The organism is Bacillus sp. SN1, from assembly GCF_002796895.1.
In the GTDB taxonomy this organism is placed as follows: domain Bacteria; phylum Bacillota; class Bacilli; order Bacillales; family Bacillaceae; genus Bacillus; species Bacillus inaquosorum.
Genome location: NZ_PHIE01000001.1, coordinates 38,618 through 53,787, shown reverse-complemented (window position 1 = coordinate 53,787; position 15,170 = coordinate 38,618). Strand labels below are relative to the sequence as shown.

Below are 15,170 nucleotides of genomic sequence, written 5' to 3'. Positions count from 1 at the left end.
CAAGGAATCATTGCCAATAAATGCTTCTCACCAGTTTATCTAGTTATTTTAAAGATCGGTTCAATGTAACGATTTCTTGAGCCAGAGAAGCAGCTCTTAAAAAATCTTTTTGCCTTTCGGCTTCGGCTCTTTCCGCCTCTTTTTCTTTTATCATTGACCAATTTCTGTGATTCAACACTTTTTTTACATAATCTGATAACTCGGCTTCGCTGAGCTCTTGATTGACCTGGAGCATTAAAATATCAGACAAGAGCTGGCTTATATGATCATCCGTCACTCTGGCCATCAGATGCTGAGGCGTCAGCTCGGCTCCCTCCTCATAAAAAGCGTAAAGATAGGCGGCTAATGCGCGGTGCTCATCAATATTAAATTGAAAGCCTACCCGGTCAATCACTTTTTTGATGACGCTTCGATCTCGAAGCATGTGGGCGAGTAACAGCCTTTCCGCATTTTCATACGCCGGACGCAGACGTTTTTGCCTTGCTTTTGTCGTCAGATGCGCTCGCCGTGTTTTCGTTTCACCGCTACCATTGTCAGCAGGTTTGTTTTGCTTGCTGAAAACAGTCAGCTGCTCAGTTAAAGACTCCTGTGAAAGCGAAAACTCTGAAGCAAGCTGTTTTACATAGACTTCCTGCTCAAGAGACCCTGAAAGCGTGCTGATTTCTTTCAGTACGTCTTTAATGTAAGCTAAGCGATCGCCTTCATCGGACAGGTTCTTTCCTTTTCGGAAATATTGCATTTTGAACGCCATCACGGTGACACTAGCGTCGATAATGTCGTTTTTAAATTTTTCCCCGCCGAACTTTTTGATGTAATCGTCGGGGTCCAATCCGTCAGGAATCATTGCAACTCTGACTTTGCAGCCTTTATTTTGCAGAAGCTCAGAAGCTTTTAAGGTGGCTTCATAACCGGCTTTATCAGAGTCATAGCAAAGAATGATTTCTTCGACATTTCTTCTCAGTATCTTGACATGATCATCTGTCAGAGACGTTCCCATCGTGGCTATGCTCTCTTTTACACCCGAGCTTACGGCCGATATAACATCGGCAAACCCTTCAAATAAGACTGCTCTTTCCTGCTTTCTGATATGAAGGCGGGCCTTGTAAAAATTGTAAAGCAGTTTACTTTTATGAAAGAGCGGTGTTTCAGGACTATTCATATACTTAGGCTGCTGGCTGCCAAGAGCCCTGCCTGAGAATGCAACAACAGCCCCGTGATGATCATGGATCGGAAACATGACGCGGTTTCTGAAACGGTCAAAATATCCGCTTCCGTCTTCGCGTCTGATCAGGAGTCCCGCTTTTTCCATTTGCGCCTCACTAAAGCCCCTCTTCACGAGAAATTTCGTGATGAAGTCCCAAGAATCAAGAGCGTAGCCGATCTGAAATTCATCAATCAGCTCTTTTGTAAAACCCCTGGAAAGCAGATAATCCAATGCCTCTTGGCCTTCTTTTGTATTTATTAACAAATGATGGTAAAATTTCTTCAGGAGCTCATGAGCCTCAGCCATTTTTTGATCTCCAGAAGATTCTGGCCGAGCTCCGGAATGGACTGTTATATCATCTGGAAAATCAATTTGGTATTTGTCAGCAAGGTGAGAAACAGACTCAGCAAATGAATAGCCTTCCATCTGCCTTAAAAAAGAGAAAACATTGCCGCCCGCTCCGCAGCCAAAGCAATGAAAAATCTGTTTGTCGGGCGATACGGAAAACGAAGGTGTGCTTTCTCCATGAAAAGGACAGAGTCCAAAGTAGTTTCGGCCTTGCTTCTTTAATTGAACATAATCACCTATGACTTCAACGATATCTGCCGACTTTTGTACCTGATCCACAATTTCATCTGGTATCCGATTTCCCATCTTATAACACTCCGTCGTACATTATTCGATGCTTTAGTGCAAAATCCCTTCATCGTTCGACAGGATTTTTTGCAGCAGGGTAATAAATCGTTCTCGATCTTCATTATTCAATTTTTTAGGCCCTTTGGCGTATATGCCTTTTCTCCTCTGTTTGCCGGAAAAATGACGGCTCTCAAGAGCAAAATCAATCGTGTCTTCTTTGTAAAGACGCCCTCTTTCCGACATGACGGAGACATTTCTGTTCAACAGCAGGGATGCTAATCCGATGTCCTGCGTCACAACGATATCTCCCGGTTTTACGTGATTTGCGATATATAAATCAGCAGCTTCTTTATGAGGATCAACATACTTCCATTTTTCTTCCTTGCTTCTGGAAAGCTGATAATGTTCAAATGAAGCGACAAAAAGAACTTGGACTTCATAATCGGATGCTGTTTGTAAAATTTCATCTTTTACCGGACAGGCATCAGCATCGACAAAAATCGTCTTTTCTTGTTCATTAAGAAGAGTAATTCTCCATCCCTCCATTAAACTCCTGCATAAAAGCAAGCAAAATCGCACATCCTTTATCATTGCGGATGTACATAAATTTGTCGAAAAATTTTCGGGAGAAATTCTTGACATCTTACCCATAATAGTTTATTCGTATCACACGAACCTTAAACCTAAAATTAATCATTTTATCACAATTTTTTATTATAATACAAACTTCACAAAGATGCTATTGTTTTTCATTATTCCCTTTTGGCATAGGCAAAAACCCAGGATAGAGCGTCCTGAGTTACATGTTTTTTGTTTTGAGATGATGGATGATATTCGCTGTTTCTTCAACCGCTTTATTTGAAACATCAACAACCTGGCACCCGATCCGATCCACAATCTTTTCGAAATATTCCAGTTCCTCTTTGATTCTGTTGATATTTGCATAGATCGCTTTGTCATTAAGCCCGAGTGATTTTAACCGTTCTTTTCTGATATGATTCAGTTTATCCGGGCTAATCTTTAAGCCGATGCATTTTTTCGGATCAACGTTAAAAAGTTCTTCCGGCGGGTCAACCTCGGGAACAATCGGAACATTGGCAACCTTCAGGCGCTTGTGGGCGAGATATTGAGACAGCGGTGTTTTAGACGTTCTTGATACGCCGATCAAAACGATATCAGCTTTTAAAATCCCTCTTGGATCACGTCCATCATCGTATTTAACTGCAAACTCGATGGCCTCCACTTTTTTGAAATAGTCTTCATCAAGCTGGCGCACCCGCCCCGGTTCGTATTTCGCTGTTAAACCGTAGGCTGTTTCCATTTTATCAATTAACGGGCCGATAATATCATAATATAAAACATTTGCTTTTTCCGCTTCGGCAATCAAATATTCTCTGATTTCCGGCACCACAAGTGTAAAACAGATAATGCCGCCGTCTGCCTTTGCAAGTGAAATCACTTCATTGATAGTGCCTATATCTTCAACATAAGGAATTCTTCTTACATGTGTATCGTCCGCTGAACCGTTAAATTGGCTGAGCGCTGCTTTTACTACCAATTCAGCCGTTTCACCGACTGAATCCGATACGACATAGATGATGCGGTTATTCATATTATCCCCCCGTTAGTTTGCGATCTTATAGGATTTCATTTTCAGATAAACTGACAAGTATTTTTGTCATATTCGTTTTTGTCACTCTGCCGATCACTTCAAAGCCTTTATCGGTATCTTTGATGACAGGCAGTGCATCAATTTGTTTTTCTATTAAGTGCTTTGCAATGTCCATCACATAATCCTCGCGCCTGCACACCGTAATGTTCGGCATCCTTGTCATAATGATGTGAACAGGGACTGATGTAAGCTCCTGCTGGCCAATGCTCGCTCTCAGCAAGTCTTTTCGTGAAAGCACCCCGACTAAAACAGCATCGCGGTCCACCACAAACAGAGTACCTACATCTTCTAAAAACATGGTGCAAATCGCATCGTACACAGAAACGTTTTCGTGAATCACAACGGGGATAGATTGAAAGTCTTTCACCTGAAGCTTTTTGAGTTTATCTGCCAAAAGCTGTGTGCCGGTTTTTCCAGTGTAGAAATAACCGACTCTCGGGCGCGCCTCGAGGAATCCTGACATGGTGAGTATGGCTAAATCCGGACGCAATGTTGCCCTGGTTAGGTTCAGCTTTTCTGCAATATGCTCCCCTGTAATCGGCCCGTTTTCTTTTACAATCTGCAAAATATGTTCTTGCCGTTTATTTAGTTCGATCGTACTCACCACCTTTTCACTTCATATCTATGTAAAGAAATAATAATCCATATTATATCGTAAATATCTTGTAATCAAACAAAAAAAACTTATAAATGGGGAAAAGACGATTACCGATCACACAGCAACCGCCTTTTCTCTCTTTATTTTACAATAAGGGCATTCATATTCGCAAAGGACTTGATCTCATCCGCCAAATTTACCATTTGCGCTAATCGGTTTGCCTTTAATGTCTCGTTATCCGCTATAACCATTGTATGATCGAAGTATGCATCGATCGGTTCTTTTAAGGCTGAAAGTGAAGCAAGGGCCGCCTCGTAATCTTTTTTGCTGAAGCTTTCCTGCAGATTTTGCTTCGCTGTTTGGTAGGCATCAAACAGTTTTGCTTCGTATTCATTTTCAAATAGATCAGGCTGAATGTCTCCGCGGACTCCTTTTTTGCTGATAGAAATCACTCGGCCTAAAGCTTCCGCTGTTTCCTTAAAGCCCGGCGCACCAAGTTTTTGTTCCAGTACTTGTGCTTTATGCAGCGCTGAGTATGGCTCAAGCTCAGAGCTTTCCAGCACGGCATCGATAACATCGTGTCTGATCTGTTCAGCATTCAAGACATATTTCAGGCGCTGAGTGAAGAAATCCAGCAATTCATTTTCTTTATCGGTTTGTACGAAAGTAAGCAGCTCTTCAAACGAAATTCCCCAGTTGCGGTCAAGAAGAATTGCAACAATACCGCTCGCTTGGCGGCGCAGCCCGTAAGGATCCTGAGAACCGGTCGGAATAACACCAATAGAGAAGAATGAAGTGATTGTGTCAAGCTTATCCGCCATTGCTACAACTGCTCCGATGAAAGTAGAAGGCGTTTCTCCGCCTGCTGATCTAGGCATATAGTGTTCGTTGACTGCCGTAGCCACTGCTTCATCTTCACCAAGCATTCTCGCATACTTTTCACCCATAATTCCTTGAAGCTCAGGGAATTCGTATATCATATGAGTGACAAGGTCGAATTTAGAAATTTCAGCAGCTCGCTTCACATGTTTTAATGTATCTTCATCTGCTTGAAGACGAACGGCAAGCTTCTCTGCGATTGAAGTGACTCTTCTAACCTTATCAGCAAGAGAACCAAGCTCTTCATGGAAAACAATGTTTTCAAGCTTCTTCACGTTTGCATCAATGTTTAGTTTCTGATCTTCCTTGTAGAAGAATGAAGCATCAGATAAACGCGCGCGCAGCACTTTTTCATTGCCTCGGGCCACATTTTCGATCGCGTGGCTGTTGCCGTTTCGGACTGTGATAAAGTGAGGCAGCAAATCACCGTTCTTGTCTTTGACAGGGAAGTAGCGCTGATGCTCTTTCATTGTCGTGACAAGCACTTCCTCAGGAATTGACAGAAACTCAGATTCAAATGAACCGTAAAGAGCTGTCGGATATTCTACTAAATGATTCACTTCATCAAGAAGGTCTTCGTCAACTGGAATGCTCCAATTGTTTTCTGCAGCCATCGCTTCCAGCTGAGATTGAATCATTTGTTTCCGGACGTTAGGATCAGCAATAACGTGCTGTTCTTTCAGCTGCTCTTCATAAGCCGAAGGTGATTCAATTGACACTTCATGTCCAAGGAAACGGTGTCCCTGTGTTGTCCGTCCAGACTCAACGTTTGTGATCGAAAATGGAATGACATCCTGTCCAAATAAAGCGACAATCCATTTGATTGGCCGGATATAACGCAAATCTTCATTTCCCCAGCGCATGTTCTTCGGGAAATGCAAGCTCGTAACTAAGCCGCTCAGTTCCGGAAGAAGCGATTTCGTTTCTTGGCCGGCTTGGAACTTTTGCACGAATACATACTCTGTGCCTTTCACTTCTTTAATGTACAGGTCTTCCACATTTGCGCCTTGGCCTTTTGAAAAGCCGATCGCCGCTTTTGTCCAGTTGCCGTCTGCATCAAGAGCAATTTTTTTCGCAGGCCCTTTCGCTTCTTCTTTTATATCAGCCTGCTTTTCTGCTACATCTTTTACAAAGACAGCGAGACGTCTCGGTGTATTGAAGAGCTTTACTTCACCGTGATTAATATTTTTTTCTGTAAGCCAGCCTGTCAGCTTCTCACCAAGCTGAACCATGCTTTCATTCAAAAAGCGCGCCGGCATTTCCTCTAATCCGATCTCTAAAAGTAAATCCTGTTTACTCATGAGAAGAACCCTCCCCTTTAAGCATTGGGAACCCTAGTTTTTCTCGTTCCTCATAATAGGTTTTTGCTACTTTTCTCGCTAAATTCCGCACTCTTGCGATATAGCCTGTCCGTTCGGTAACAGAGATCGCACCTTTGGCATCAAGCAGGTTGAAGGTGTGCGAGCATTTCAGCACATAGTCATATGCAGGGTGAACAAGTCCGTTGTCCATTTGCTTAATCGCTTCTTTTTCATACGTGCTGAACAATTGGAACAGCATATCGACATCTGACGTTTCAAACGTATAAACGGAATGCTCGTACTCCGCCATCATGAATAAATCTTTCACTGTAAAGCCGGACGTCCATTCCAAGTCGAAAACATTTTCTTTATCCTGGATATAAGACGCAAGACGCTCAATTCCGTACGTAATTTCTACAGAAACCGGTTTACATTCAAGTCCTCCGACCTGCTGGAAATACGTAAATTGTGTAATTTCCATTCCGTCAAGCCATACTTCCCAGCCTAGACCCGCGCAGCCTAAAGACGGATTCTCCCAGTTGTCTTCAACAAAGCGGATATCATGCTCAAGCGGATCAATTCCAAGAGCGCGCAATGAATCTAAATACAGCTCTTGAATGTTATCAGGAGACGGTTTAATAATGACCTGAAATTGATGATGCTGATACAGTCTGTTCGGGTTCTCCCCGTATCGTCCGTCAGCAGGGCGTCTGGAAGGCTCTACATAAGCCACTTTCCACGGCTCAGGCCCAATACTGCGCAAAAATGTATACGGGCTCATCGTGCCGGCCCCTTTTTCTACATCGTAAGCCTGCATAAGCACACAGCCCTGACTGGACCAATGCTTTTGCAAGGTTAGAATCATGTCTTGAATGTTCATTTCAAGCACCTCCACTTTTCCTTCATAAGATGACTGCGGCAGCAACCAAAAAACTCCCGTCTCTATGCTTGCCAGCCGCAAACATAGGGACGAGAGTTCTCCCGCGGTTCCACCCTAGTTGCTGAGATCAAAATCCCAGCCTCTTTTTTTAAAATTGCTCAAGAATGCCTTTCGTTGCGCGCTCATCCTTAGCTTACACCGCCCTAAGGTCGCTTTCATGAGGTAAACGCAAGTACTTCTTTCTCTCACTGCAACATATTTTATAATAAATGATCATATAAAAAGATGGACCAGATGTCAACTTTTGTTTTCACCCATAAGATGTTTCATGCTTTCCATTTGATCTAAAAAGCGCTTTGATTTTAAATATAACCCTGAATATTCCTCATAATATAAATCAATCACTTGCTTCAATTCAACTTTTGTTTCCTGTTTTAAGGACACATTGCCCAGCCTCGACAGATCGAAGTAATAAAACAGCCTCAACAGCCTTGCCGTTTGCGGTTTAATCGGAATCCTGTAAGGATCTTTTTCAAAACAGCGATGGCAAATAAACCCGTTATCACGGACAGAGAAATGAAATGTCCCGTCCTGGCTTTTACAATGCACACAGTGATTCAGCTCGGGATACAGCCCCATGACACCGAGCATCTTCATTTGAACAATGAAGGTGATGACATCCGGATCTGTTCCTTCATTCAGCTGTTTAAACGATTCTAAAATGAATTCAAACAAGAAAGGGTTTGGCTTTTTTTCTTCTGTGCCTCTGTCGACTAGCTCAGCAATATACGCAGCATATGCTGTTAAAAACAAATCTTCCCTGATGCCTCTCATGCTGAGGATCATTTCACCCTGCTGAAGCGTTCCGAGGCCCGTTGTTTTTTGCATTAAGAATGAACCATACAAAAAGGGCTGGCTGACTGCTGATAAACGGCTGTTCGGTTTTTTGGCGCCTCTTGCCATAACACCTATTTTTCCGTGTTCTCTTGTCAGTAAAGTAACGATTTTATTCGTCTCTCCGTAATCGTTTGTGCGAAGAACGATTCCTTCACATTTTGTCAGCATTTCCGCACCTTCCTAAAGCAGGAGCGGCCAAGAGGTTTATAAAATTGGATAATCAAATCGGGCTAGCTCATCTTCTAGTTCTTCGGGTCTTTCCATGTTCTCTTTTTCCAGCTCTTTAAAAAGAAGATACGTATCAACATTTCCTGTTTGAGAAAATACGTTCCAGGTAAAATTCAACACAAGAAACCCACCTTTCTGTAGTTAAACTAGCTTACCTAAACTCCAAATTCTTACCTTTATCTTGACCAGATGTCCTCCATTTCATGTTAAACAAAATTTGCTAATGCTTCCCTGTTCCTGTGAGATAATGACACAGCAAGAGATTAATATTCGTCCTCTTTGAAGCCAAAATCGCGAAGCTGGGACATTTTATTGCGCCAGTCTTTCTGCACTTTGACCCACAATTCAAGGTAGACACGGGAGCCTAACAGTGCTTCAATATCCGCTCTCGCTCTTTTTCCGACCTCTTTCAGCAGACTTCCTTTTTTCCCGATCACAATGCCTTTTTGAGAATCACGTTCGACCACAATCGTTGCCGCTACATGCACAGAACCGTTGTCCTGTCCTTTTATGGATTCGATGGCCACCGCAATGCTGTGCGGGATTTCTTCTCTCGTCAGATGCAGCACCTTTTCTCTGATTAATTCAGAAATGATAAAGCGCTCCGGGTGGTCAGTTACCTGGTCACTTGGATAGAATTGCGGCCCTTCCGGCAAATATGCTTCAATCTGGGCGAGCAATGTTTCGATATTGTTTCCTTCTAAAGCAGAAATCGGAACAATTTCCTTAAAAGGATAACGTCCGCGGTATTCGTCAATTAACAGAAGCAATTGATCAGGATGAATTTTGTCAATTTTGTTTACGATTAAAAATACAGGCGTAGACATCTTCTGCAATTTCTCAATGATGAATTCGTCGCCCTTCCCGTAGCCTTCCTCTGCATTGATCATAAACAAGATCAGATCGACTTCTTTTAATGTATTTTGCGCCACTTTCATCATAAAGTCCCCAAGTTTATGCTTAGGCTTATGAATCCCTGGTGTGTCAATAAAAATCGTTTGTGATGTGCCTGTCGTCAGAACTCCTTGCACCTTGTTTCTCGTCGTTTGGGGCTTATCGCTCATGATCGCGATTTTTTGTCCAATGACTCTGTTCAAAAATGTAGACTTTCCTACGTTTGGTCTTCCAATAATGGATACAAATCCTGATTTAAAACTTTCGTTCGTCATGTAAATCCTCCGATGAAAATGCGCCTGGCAATAATTCTTCCACAGTCATTTCTTTTATTTGTCCTTGTAAATTAGTCAGTACGACAATAACGTCCTTTGTGCAAAGCTCAGAAATCACCTGGCGGCAGGCTCCGCACGGAGATACCGGTCCAGGGGTGTCAGCCGCAACTGCCAGCATCTGAAACTCTGTATCCCCTTCAGAAACAGCTTTAAATAAAGCGGTACGCTCAGCGCAATTGCACATGCTGTATGCCGCGTTCTCGATGTTGCAGCCTTTGTACACTTTTCCATCCTTGGTAAGAAGAGCGGCTCCTACTTGAAACTTGGAATACGGCGCATATGCCATATCACGCGCTTTTAAAGCTTCTGTTATTAATTCTTGTTTGTTCATGTGTACATGTTCCTCTCTTACCTATATTGGTACCGCTATCACTTTATATTTTACATAATCGCGCGCTTTTTTTCACGCCCATTTCTAAAAATGTAAAATAAATGTAAGAATTTTAAGCCATTACAGCTTTGGCAAAAAAATAAGTAAACCAATGATACACGAAATGACAGCAAAAACGCAAACAGCCCCGGCGGCAGCGTCCTTAGCCGCTTTAGCAAGAGGGTGATGTTTGTCTGTTATTAAATCAACCGTATGTTCAATGGCTGTATTTAAAAGCTCAAGCGAAAACATTCCGCCGATCAAAAGGAAAATAATTGCCCACTCAATCGGGCTGAGCTCCACAAGGAAGCCGCAAATGAGAACAGCGCAGGCGGCTGCGGTATGAAATTGGAAATTTCGCTCCGTCCGCGCTGTTTCCCATATGCCCCGGCCTGCATGCACGAAGCTTTTGAAGAATCGCTTCAGCTCATTTCTATGATCTCTTGAGTCCATAGGCGTCCAGCAAATCCTTTTGCTTAGTAAACATCTCCTCTTCTTCCTCTTTCGTCATATGGTCATATCCTAAAAGATGCAGAAATCCGTGCACGGCAAGAAACCCGAGCTCTCTCTTAAAAGAATGATTATACTCTTCGGCCTGCTCCCTTGTGCGATCTGCACTGATGATAATATCACCTAAAACCGGCGGCATTTCCGCGCCTACGATTTCAACCTCGCCTTCTCCCTCTTCTTCAAGAGCAAATGAGATGACATCTGTCGGCGCATCCTTTCCGCGATAGTCTTTATTAATCTGCTGTATGTCTTCATTGGTAACAATCGTGACAGAAACTTCAGCCTGATCCTGAACACCTTCACGCTCAGCGGCAAATTGAAGCAGATTTTCTACTTCTTTGAGCATCTCTTCTGAGACACTCCCCGTTTCATCAACGATATCAATCAGTAAACTCATCTATTTCACCTTCTTAGTAGCCTCCGGATATTCGATCCGGGAGTGGAAAATTCCTTTTAATGTTGCACAGAGCGTTTTTGCGATTGTATCAAGCTCTTTAAATGTCAAATCGCATTCGCTGAACTGTCCGTCCTGCAGCTTATCGGATATAATACCCCGGACAAGCTTTTCAATTCGTTCAGGGTTTGGGTTATGCATGGATCTGACAGCCGCTTCAACACTGTCAGCCACTGATATAATCGCGGCTTCCTTTGACTGCGGCTTTGGTCCCGGATAACGGAACTCTTCTTCTGTAATCTGATCGCCTTTTTCCTTCGCTTTATAATAAAAGAACTTTAAAAGCGAGGTTCCATGATGCTGCTCAGCAATGTCGACAAGCTCTTTCGGAAATTTATAGCTTCTCAGCATGTTCGCACCGTCAGTGGTATGCGAAATGATGATATTTTTACTTAGCTGAGGAGACAGCTTGTCATGCGGATTATCAATATTCATTTGGTTCTCAATAAAATATTGCGGCCGCTTTGTTTTTCCGAGATCGTGGTAATACGCGCCGACTCTTGCAAGTAAGCCATTAGCCCCAACCGCCTCACAGGCTGCCTCTGACAAATTGGCGACCATTACACTGTGATGATATGTACCTGGTGTTTCTGTTAATATTTTACGCAGCAGCGGATGGTTAGGATTAGACAGCTCGATCAGCCTCATAGTGGATAAAATGCCAAAGCCTGTCTCAAAAAACGGCATCAGCCCGATGATCAATACAGACGAAGCAAATCCCGATACAACCCCCATCAGCATTAACGTACCGATTTCAAGACCCGACAGCGCAGTGTTTTGGATCAATAATAAGGAAAGAACGACAACCATATTGATAAACGCCACGAAAAGCCCGGTCTGCAAAATCTTTGATCTGGCATTGTGTTTTCCTAAAAATAAAACACCTGAAATCCCGCTGATCAAATAATAAATTCCGATAACATAATTGAATGTTCCTGTCACACCCTGATTAAACATCATACTTCCACAAATCGCAAGAATGATACTTCCCAAAATGGCGATGCGTTCATTCATCAGCAGTTTGATTAAGATCGCGCCGGCCGCAATAGGAACAAGATAACCGATATTATTATATTCCATCTTCTGAAATAAACTGACGACCTCCATGATCACAAGCAAAAGCGTTGTGATAATGGAGAAAAGCAGGATGGATTGGTTTTTAACCTTCAGGTTTTGTTTCTGTTTTTCAAAATAATATACAAGTGTTGCAATGAAAAGTCCGATCATAATCAATAGGCCGCTGATCGGCTTAAAGAGATTTGAGTTATTTAACAACCCGGTCAGCTCGAGTTTTCTGTACACTTCCCGATCAATGAGGTCATTTTCTTCCACGAGCACCTGGCCCTGTTTGATCTGAACTTGCTGGACATTGTCTGACGCTTCCTGACGCTTTGCCTCTGTCGCTTTCGGATCGAAGACGTAATTCGGAATAATAGCAAAACGCCCGATTTCTGTCGCAGCTCCTAAGTATTTAGACGGAATAGAATTGCTCTTTAGCTCTTTTTCTACTTTATCCTTTGCATCAGATAGTTTATCCGACGGGATTTCACTACTCATGACCGTATTCACTGCCGTAATGACCGTATCTCTGACGAAAGAAAAGTCTTCACTGTCTGCTTTCAGCAATGTCTTGATGGAATCCTCTGAAATAGAATCATTCACATCTGACGTCAGTTTGTTCTTCACAGACTTAACCATTGATTTTTCCGACGGTGATTTGCTGTCTTCTTCCGCTGATTTTTTCACTTCGCTGATACTGTCGAATATAGATGACACAAGGTCAATCCGATTGTCTGTATATTCTTTTTTCAAAGTATATTGATCTTCAACCGCGTCCTCAGCGGCTTGCTTTTTTTCCTCTGTGGCTTTTTGATCTTCCACGGTTGCCGGAGCATAAATGGTCTTGTCGCTGACTGAAAACAGGTCTAAATCAAGTGTTTCCGGCTTAACATGTACAAAGAGCAAAGCAAACATAATGGCAGCCAGCAGAAGATACAGCAGGACATGCATGGAGCGGGCATTTTTAAAGCTGCTCCATTTGTTTGGTCTGCTTTTGGTCTTCCCCTTCTTTTTCAACACAAGAACCTCCTCTTGAAACATCAAGCCCATAAGCAATCATAAAAATGACCCGATAACGCGCGATCGGGTCATTCAGCATTAATTTTGCTTATCGTATGCTTCAATAATTTTCGCAACAAGCGGATGTCTGACCACGTCTGTCTGGTCTAGCTCAATCATAGAAATGCCGTCTATTCCTCTCAGCATCTCCTTCGCTACTGCAAGTCCCGATTTGACGCCTTTCGGCAGATCAATTTGGCTAACGTCACCTGTAATGATCATTTTAGAGCCAAAGCCCAGTCTCGTCAAAAACATTTTCATTTGAGCAGGCGTGGTATTCTGTGCTTCATCAAGTATAACATAAGCATCATCAAGCGTCCGTCCCCTCATATATGCAAGCGGAGCAATTTCAATAATGCCTCTTTCCATCAGACGTTCTGTATGATCTGCCCCAAGCACATCATGAAGAGCGTCATACAGCGGGCGCAAATAAGGATCTACTTTTTCTTTGAGGTCACCTGGGAGAAAACCGAGGCTTTCACCGGCTTCTACGGCAGGTCTTGTTAAAATGATTTTTTTGATATGTCCGTTTTTTAAAGCATGGACTGCTTTTACGACAGCCAGGTACGTTTTCCCGGTTCCCGCCGGGCCGATGCCGAATACAAGGTCATTCCGCTTCATAGCGGCCACGTACTCCCGCTGTCCCATCGTTTTTACACGGATTGGTTTGCCTTTTGCGGTTTTTGTAATTTCTTCTTCATACATGCTTTCAAAGTATTCAAGTTCATTCTTCTTTGCCATTTTGACGGCGTAAATCACATCACGTTCAGAGATCTCTATCCCCTTGCGAATTAAAGCGAGGAGCGATCCCAGCAGCCTGTCTGCAATCTGAAACGATTCTTCATCGCCTGAAACATAAATCGTTTCGCCGCGCGTAATGATATTTACATTCAGATCTTTCTCCATCAATTTCAAAAAAGAATCTTGGTTCCCGAACAGTGAAAGCGCCTCGTCCGGGCTTTTCAGTTTTTGATTCATCGCAAGTAAATGTTCTGTCATTCTTCAGTCTCCCTGACAATAGGTGTGGTTTGAACGATATCTTCTATAACTTGGTAGAGAATAATCAACTTTACTTTACCATTCTCAACAGTCTGGTGCAAAACTTTTTCACTTTTCACCTCGCCGTTTTCCCCTATTTTATCCTCTACATCCAGTTTACCCATTTTAATGCCTTCCTGAACTGCTTCTTCTTTCGTATATTTTCGCAAAGCTTCTTCACTTTCTCTCGTTTGCTCTTTGATATAGGATATAGGGAGCTTAAATCCGAGAAAATTCAGCGAATGCTTTTCTTGTTCTGTTTTTGGGTGCTTCAATTCCTCTTTTTTAAACGTCATACCCCAGATCGGGATGGCCAAAGAGCCAAAAGAAAGCTTGTGCTTTGTCCTTACTTTGCCCGTATAGACGTTAAATAATGTTTCAAGCGGGACTGTCACTTCAGATTTGTACCAGGTTTCTCCGTAAATTTCTGCTTTTGAGGCGACTTCCTGCTGTTGCTCTTCGCTGCCGATGAGTCCCGAAACAAGCAGCTGTCCCTTTTCCACATGATCGTGGATTGCGGCCATCGGCTGTCCTTTTTGCACAAACATTCTTGTAATGGTTGCTTTCTTTTTGGCGACAATATCGCGCGGGCTTACATACTTTTCTTTTTCGGGCTCATTTTTCTCCACGACTTTCATATGAATGGTCGTCCCCTTTAGATCAACACCGACCCAGGTGATATTGTCTATTCCATTGGTTAACGATTTTTGTATTTTTTCGGGCGACATCATTAGAAACTGCAGACGTCCCTTTTTGACGCCGATTTCATTAAGATGCTGCATCATTTGATGTTCCGTTTCAGGCTTAGCGCCTGTCACATCAATTTTCCACACCATATTGGAAAGCAAAAACAAAAGGATGAAAAACATTGCAAAACCGATCGTAAACCCTATATTCAGCTTTGATTTCAGCAACAGGAAAGGGAATCCCTTCCTATTAATAAATCGGGCTTTACATTTAAATTTTCTTCTCACCCGCCGAAAGGCATGTACATCCTGAAGCTGTATATAAAACGATACGGCTTCTTTCTTTTTTTTGACATGAAAGACCGGAATCCCCTGTCTTGTGCATTCATTAAGAAGCCGTTCAATCCCTCTTCCCGTCAATTCAAGCTGGACCTTACCCGAAAAAAAAGACAGCCATTTATTTTTCACAA

15 protein-coding genes and 1 other annotated feature are annotated in these 15,170 nt (G+C 42.7%); all 15 genes read right to left on the bottom strand.

Annotated features, from left to right (window positions below; all coding sequences use genetic code 11):
• Window positions 1-43 precede the first annotated feature (43 nt).
• Entirely contained in the window at window positions 44-1,858 is a 1,815-nt protein-coding gene (gene dnaG / locus CVV77_RS00300; protein WP_100274379.1) for a DNA primase, read from the bottom strand.
• Window positions 1,859-1,891: 33 nt separating this feature from the next.
• The gene (locus CVV77_RS00295) at window positions 1,892-2,386 is read right to left on the bottom strand and encodes a YaiI/YqxD family protein (protein WP_003237054.1); all 495 of its coding nucleotides are present in this window, start codon (window positions 2,384-2,386) and stop codon (window positions 1,892-1,894) included.
• 253 nt (window positions 2,387-2,639) lie between these two features.
• Window positions 2,640-3,452 carry a pyruvate, water dikinase regulatory protein gene (locus CVV77_RS00290; RefSeq protein ID WP_003237056.1) on the bottom strand — a complete coding sequence of 271 codons (813 nt, stop codon included), beginning with the start codon at window positions 3,450-3,452 and terminating at the stop codon, window positions 2,640-2,642.
• A gap of 25 nt (window positions 3,453-3,477) precedes the next feature.
• Window positions 3,478-4,116 (bottom strand): transcriptional regulator CcpN, encoded by a 639-nt coding sequence (gene ccpN, locus CVV77_RS00285; protein WP_003237058.1) that lies wholly within the window; start codon window positions 4,114-4,116, stop codon window positions 3,478-3,480.
• Between the two features lie 134 nt (window positions 4,117-4,250).
• On the bottom strand, window positions 4,251-6,290 hold the full coding sequence (gene glyS / locus CVV77_RS00280; protein WP_100274378.1) for a glycine--tRNA ligase subunit beta: 2,040 nt from the start codon (window positions 6,288-6,290) through the stop codon (window positions 4,251-4,253).
• Window positions 6,283-7,170 (bottom strand): glycine--tRNA ligase subunit alpha, encoded by an 888-nt coding sequence (gene glyQ / locus CVV77_RS00275; RefSeq protein ID WP_003226213.1) that lies wholly within the window; start codon window positions 7,168-7,170, stop codon window positions 6,283-6,285. The genes glyS and glyQ overlap by 8 nt, the downstream gene beginning before the upstream one ends.
• A gap of 82 nt (window positions 7,171-7,252) precedes the next feature.
• Window positions 7,253-7,428: a binding site (T-box leader), on the bottom strand.
• Window positions 7,429-7,467: 39 nt separating this feature from the next.
• Window positions 7,468-8,235 (bottom strand): DNA repair protein RecO, encoded by a 768-nt coding sequence (gene recO / locus CVV77_RS00270; protein WP_100274377.1) that lies wholly within the window; start codon window positions 8,233-8,235, stop codon window positions 7,468-7,470.
• A 36-nt stretch (window positions 8,236-8,271) separates the two neighbouring features.
• Window positions 8,272-8,415, bottom strand: a complete 144-nt coding sequence (locus tag CVV77_RS00265; RefSeq protein WP_003230053.1) for a YqzL family protein — start codon at window positions 8,413-8,415, stop codon at window positions 8,272-8,274.
• Between the two features lie 143 nt (window positions 8,416-8,558).
• A complete protein-coding gene (gene era / locus CVV77_RS00260) occupies window positions 8,559-9,464 on the bottom strand; it encodes a GTPase Era (RefSeq protein ID WP_003226207.1) in 906 nt (301 codons plus the stop codon).
• A complete protein-coding gene (locus CVV77_RS00255; protein WP_003237067.1) occupies window positions 9,445-9,855 on the bottom strand; it encodes a cytidine deaminase in 411 nt (136 codons plus the stop codon). The genes era and CVV77_RS00255 overlap by 20 nt, the downstream gene beginning before the upstream one ends.
• Before the next feature lie 120 nt (window positions 9,856-9,975).
• Window positions 9,976-10,347 (bottom strand): diacylglycerol kinase family protein, encoded by a 372-nt coding sequence (locus CVV77_RS00250; RefSeq protein ID WP_100274376.1) that lies wholly within the window; start codon window positions 10,345-10,347, stop codon window positions 9,976-9,978.
• Window positions 10,328-10,801: an rRNA maturation RNase YbeY gene (gene ybeY, locus CVV77_RS00245; protein ID WP_003237071.1), complete on the bottom strand. Its 474-nt coding sequence runs from the start codon at window positions 10,799-10,801 to the stop codon at window positions 10,328-10,330. The genes CVV77_RS00250 and ybeY overlap by 20 nt, the downstream gene beginning before the upstream one ends.
• Window positions 10,802-12,937, bottom strand: a complete 2,136-nt coding sequence (gene pgpH / locus CVV77_RS00240) for a cyclic-di-AMP phosphodiesterase PgpH (RefSeq protein WP_080010837.1) — start codon at window positions 12,935-12,937, stop codon at window positions 10,802-10,804.
• Window positions 12,938-13,015: 78 nt separating this feature from the next.
• On the bottom strand, window positions 13,016-13,975 hold the full coding sequence (locus CVV77_RS00235) for a PhoH family protein (RefSeq protein ID WP_003226195.1): 960 nt from the start codon (window positions 13,973-13,975) through the stop codon (window positions 13,016-13,018).
• Window positions 13,972-15,168 carry a sporulation protein YqfD gene (yqfD, locus tag CVV77_RS00230; protein ID WP_100274375.1) on the bottom strand — a complete coding sequence of 399 codons (1,197 nt, stop codon included), beginning with the start codon at window positions 15,166-15,168 and terminating at the stop codon, window positions 13,972-13,974. Before yqfD ends, CVV77_RS00235 begins: the two co-directional genes overlap by 4 nt.
• Window positions 15,169-15,170: the final 2 nt, after the last annotated feature.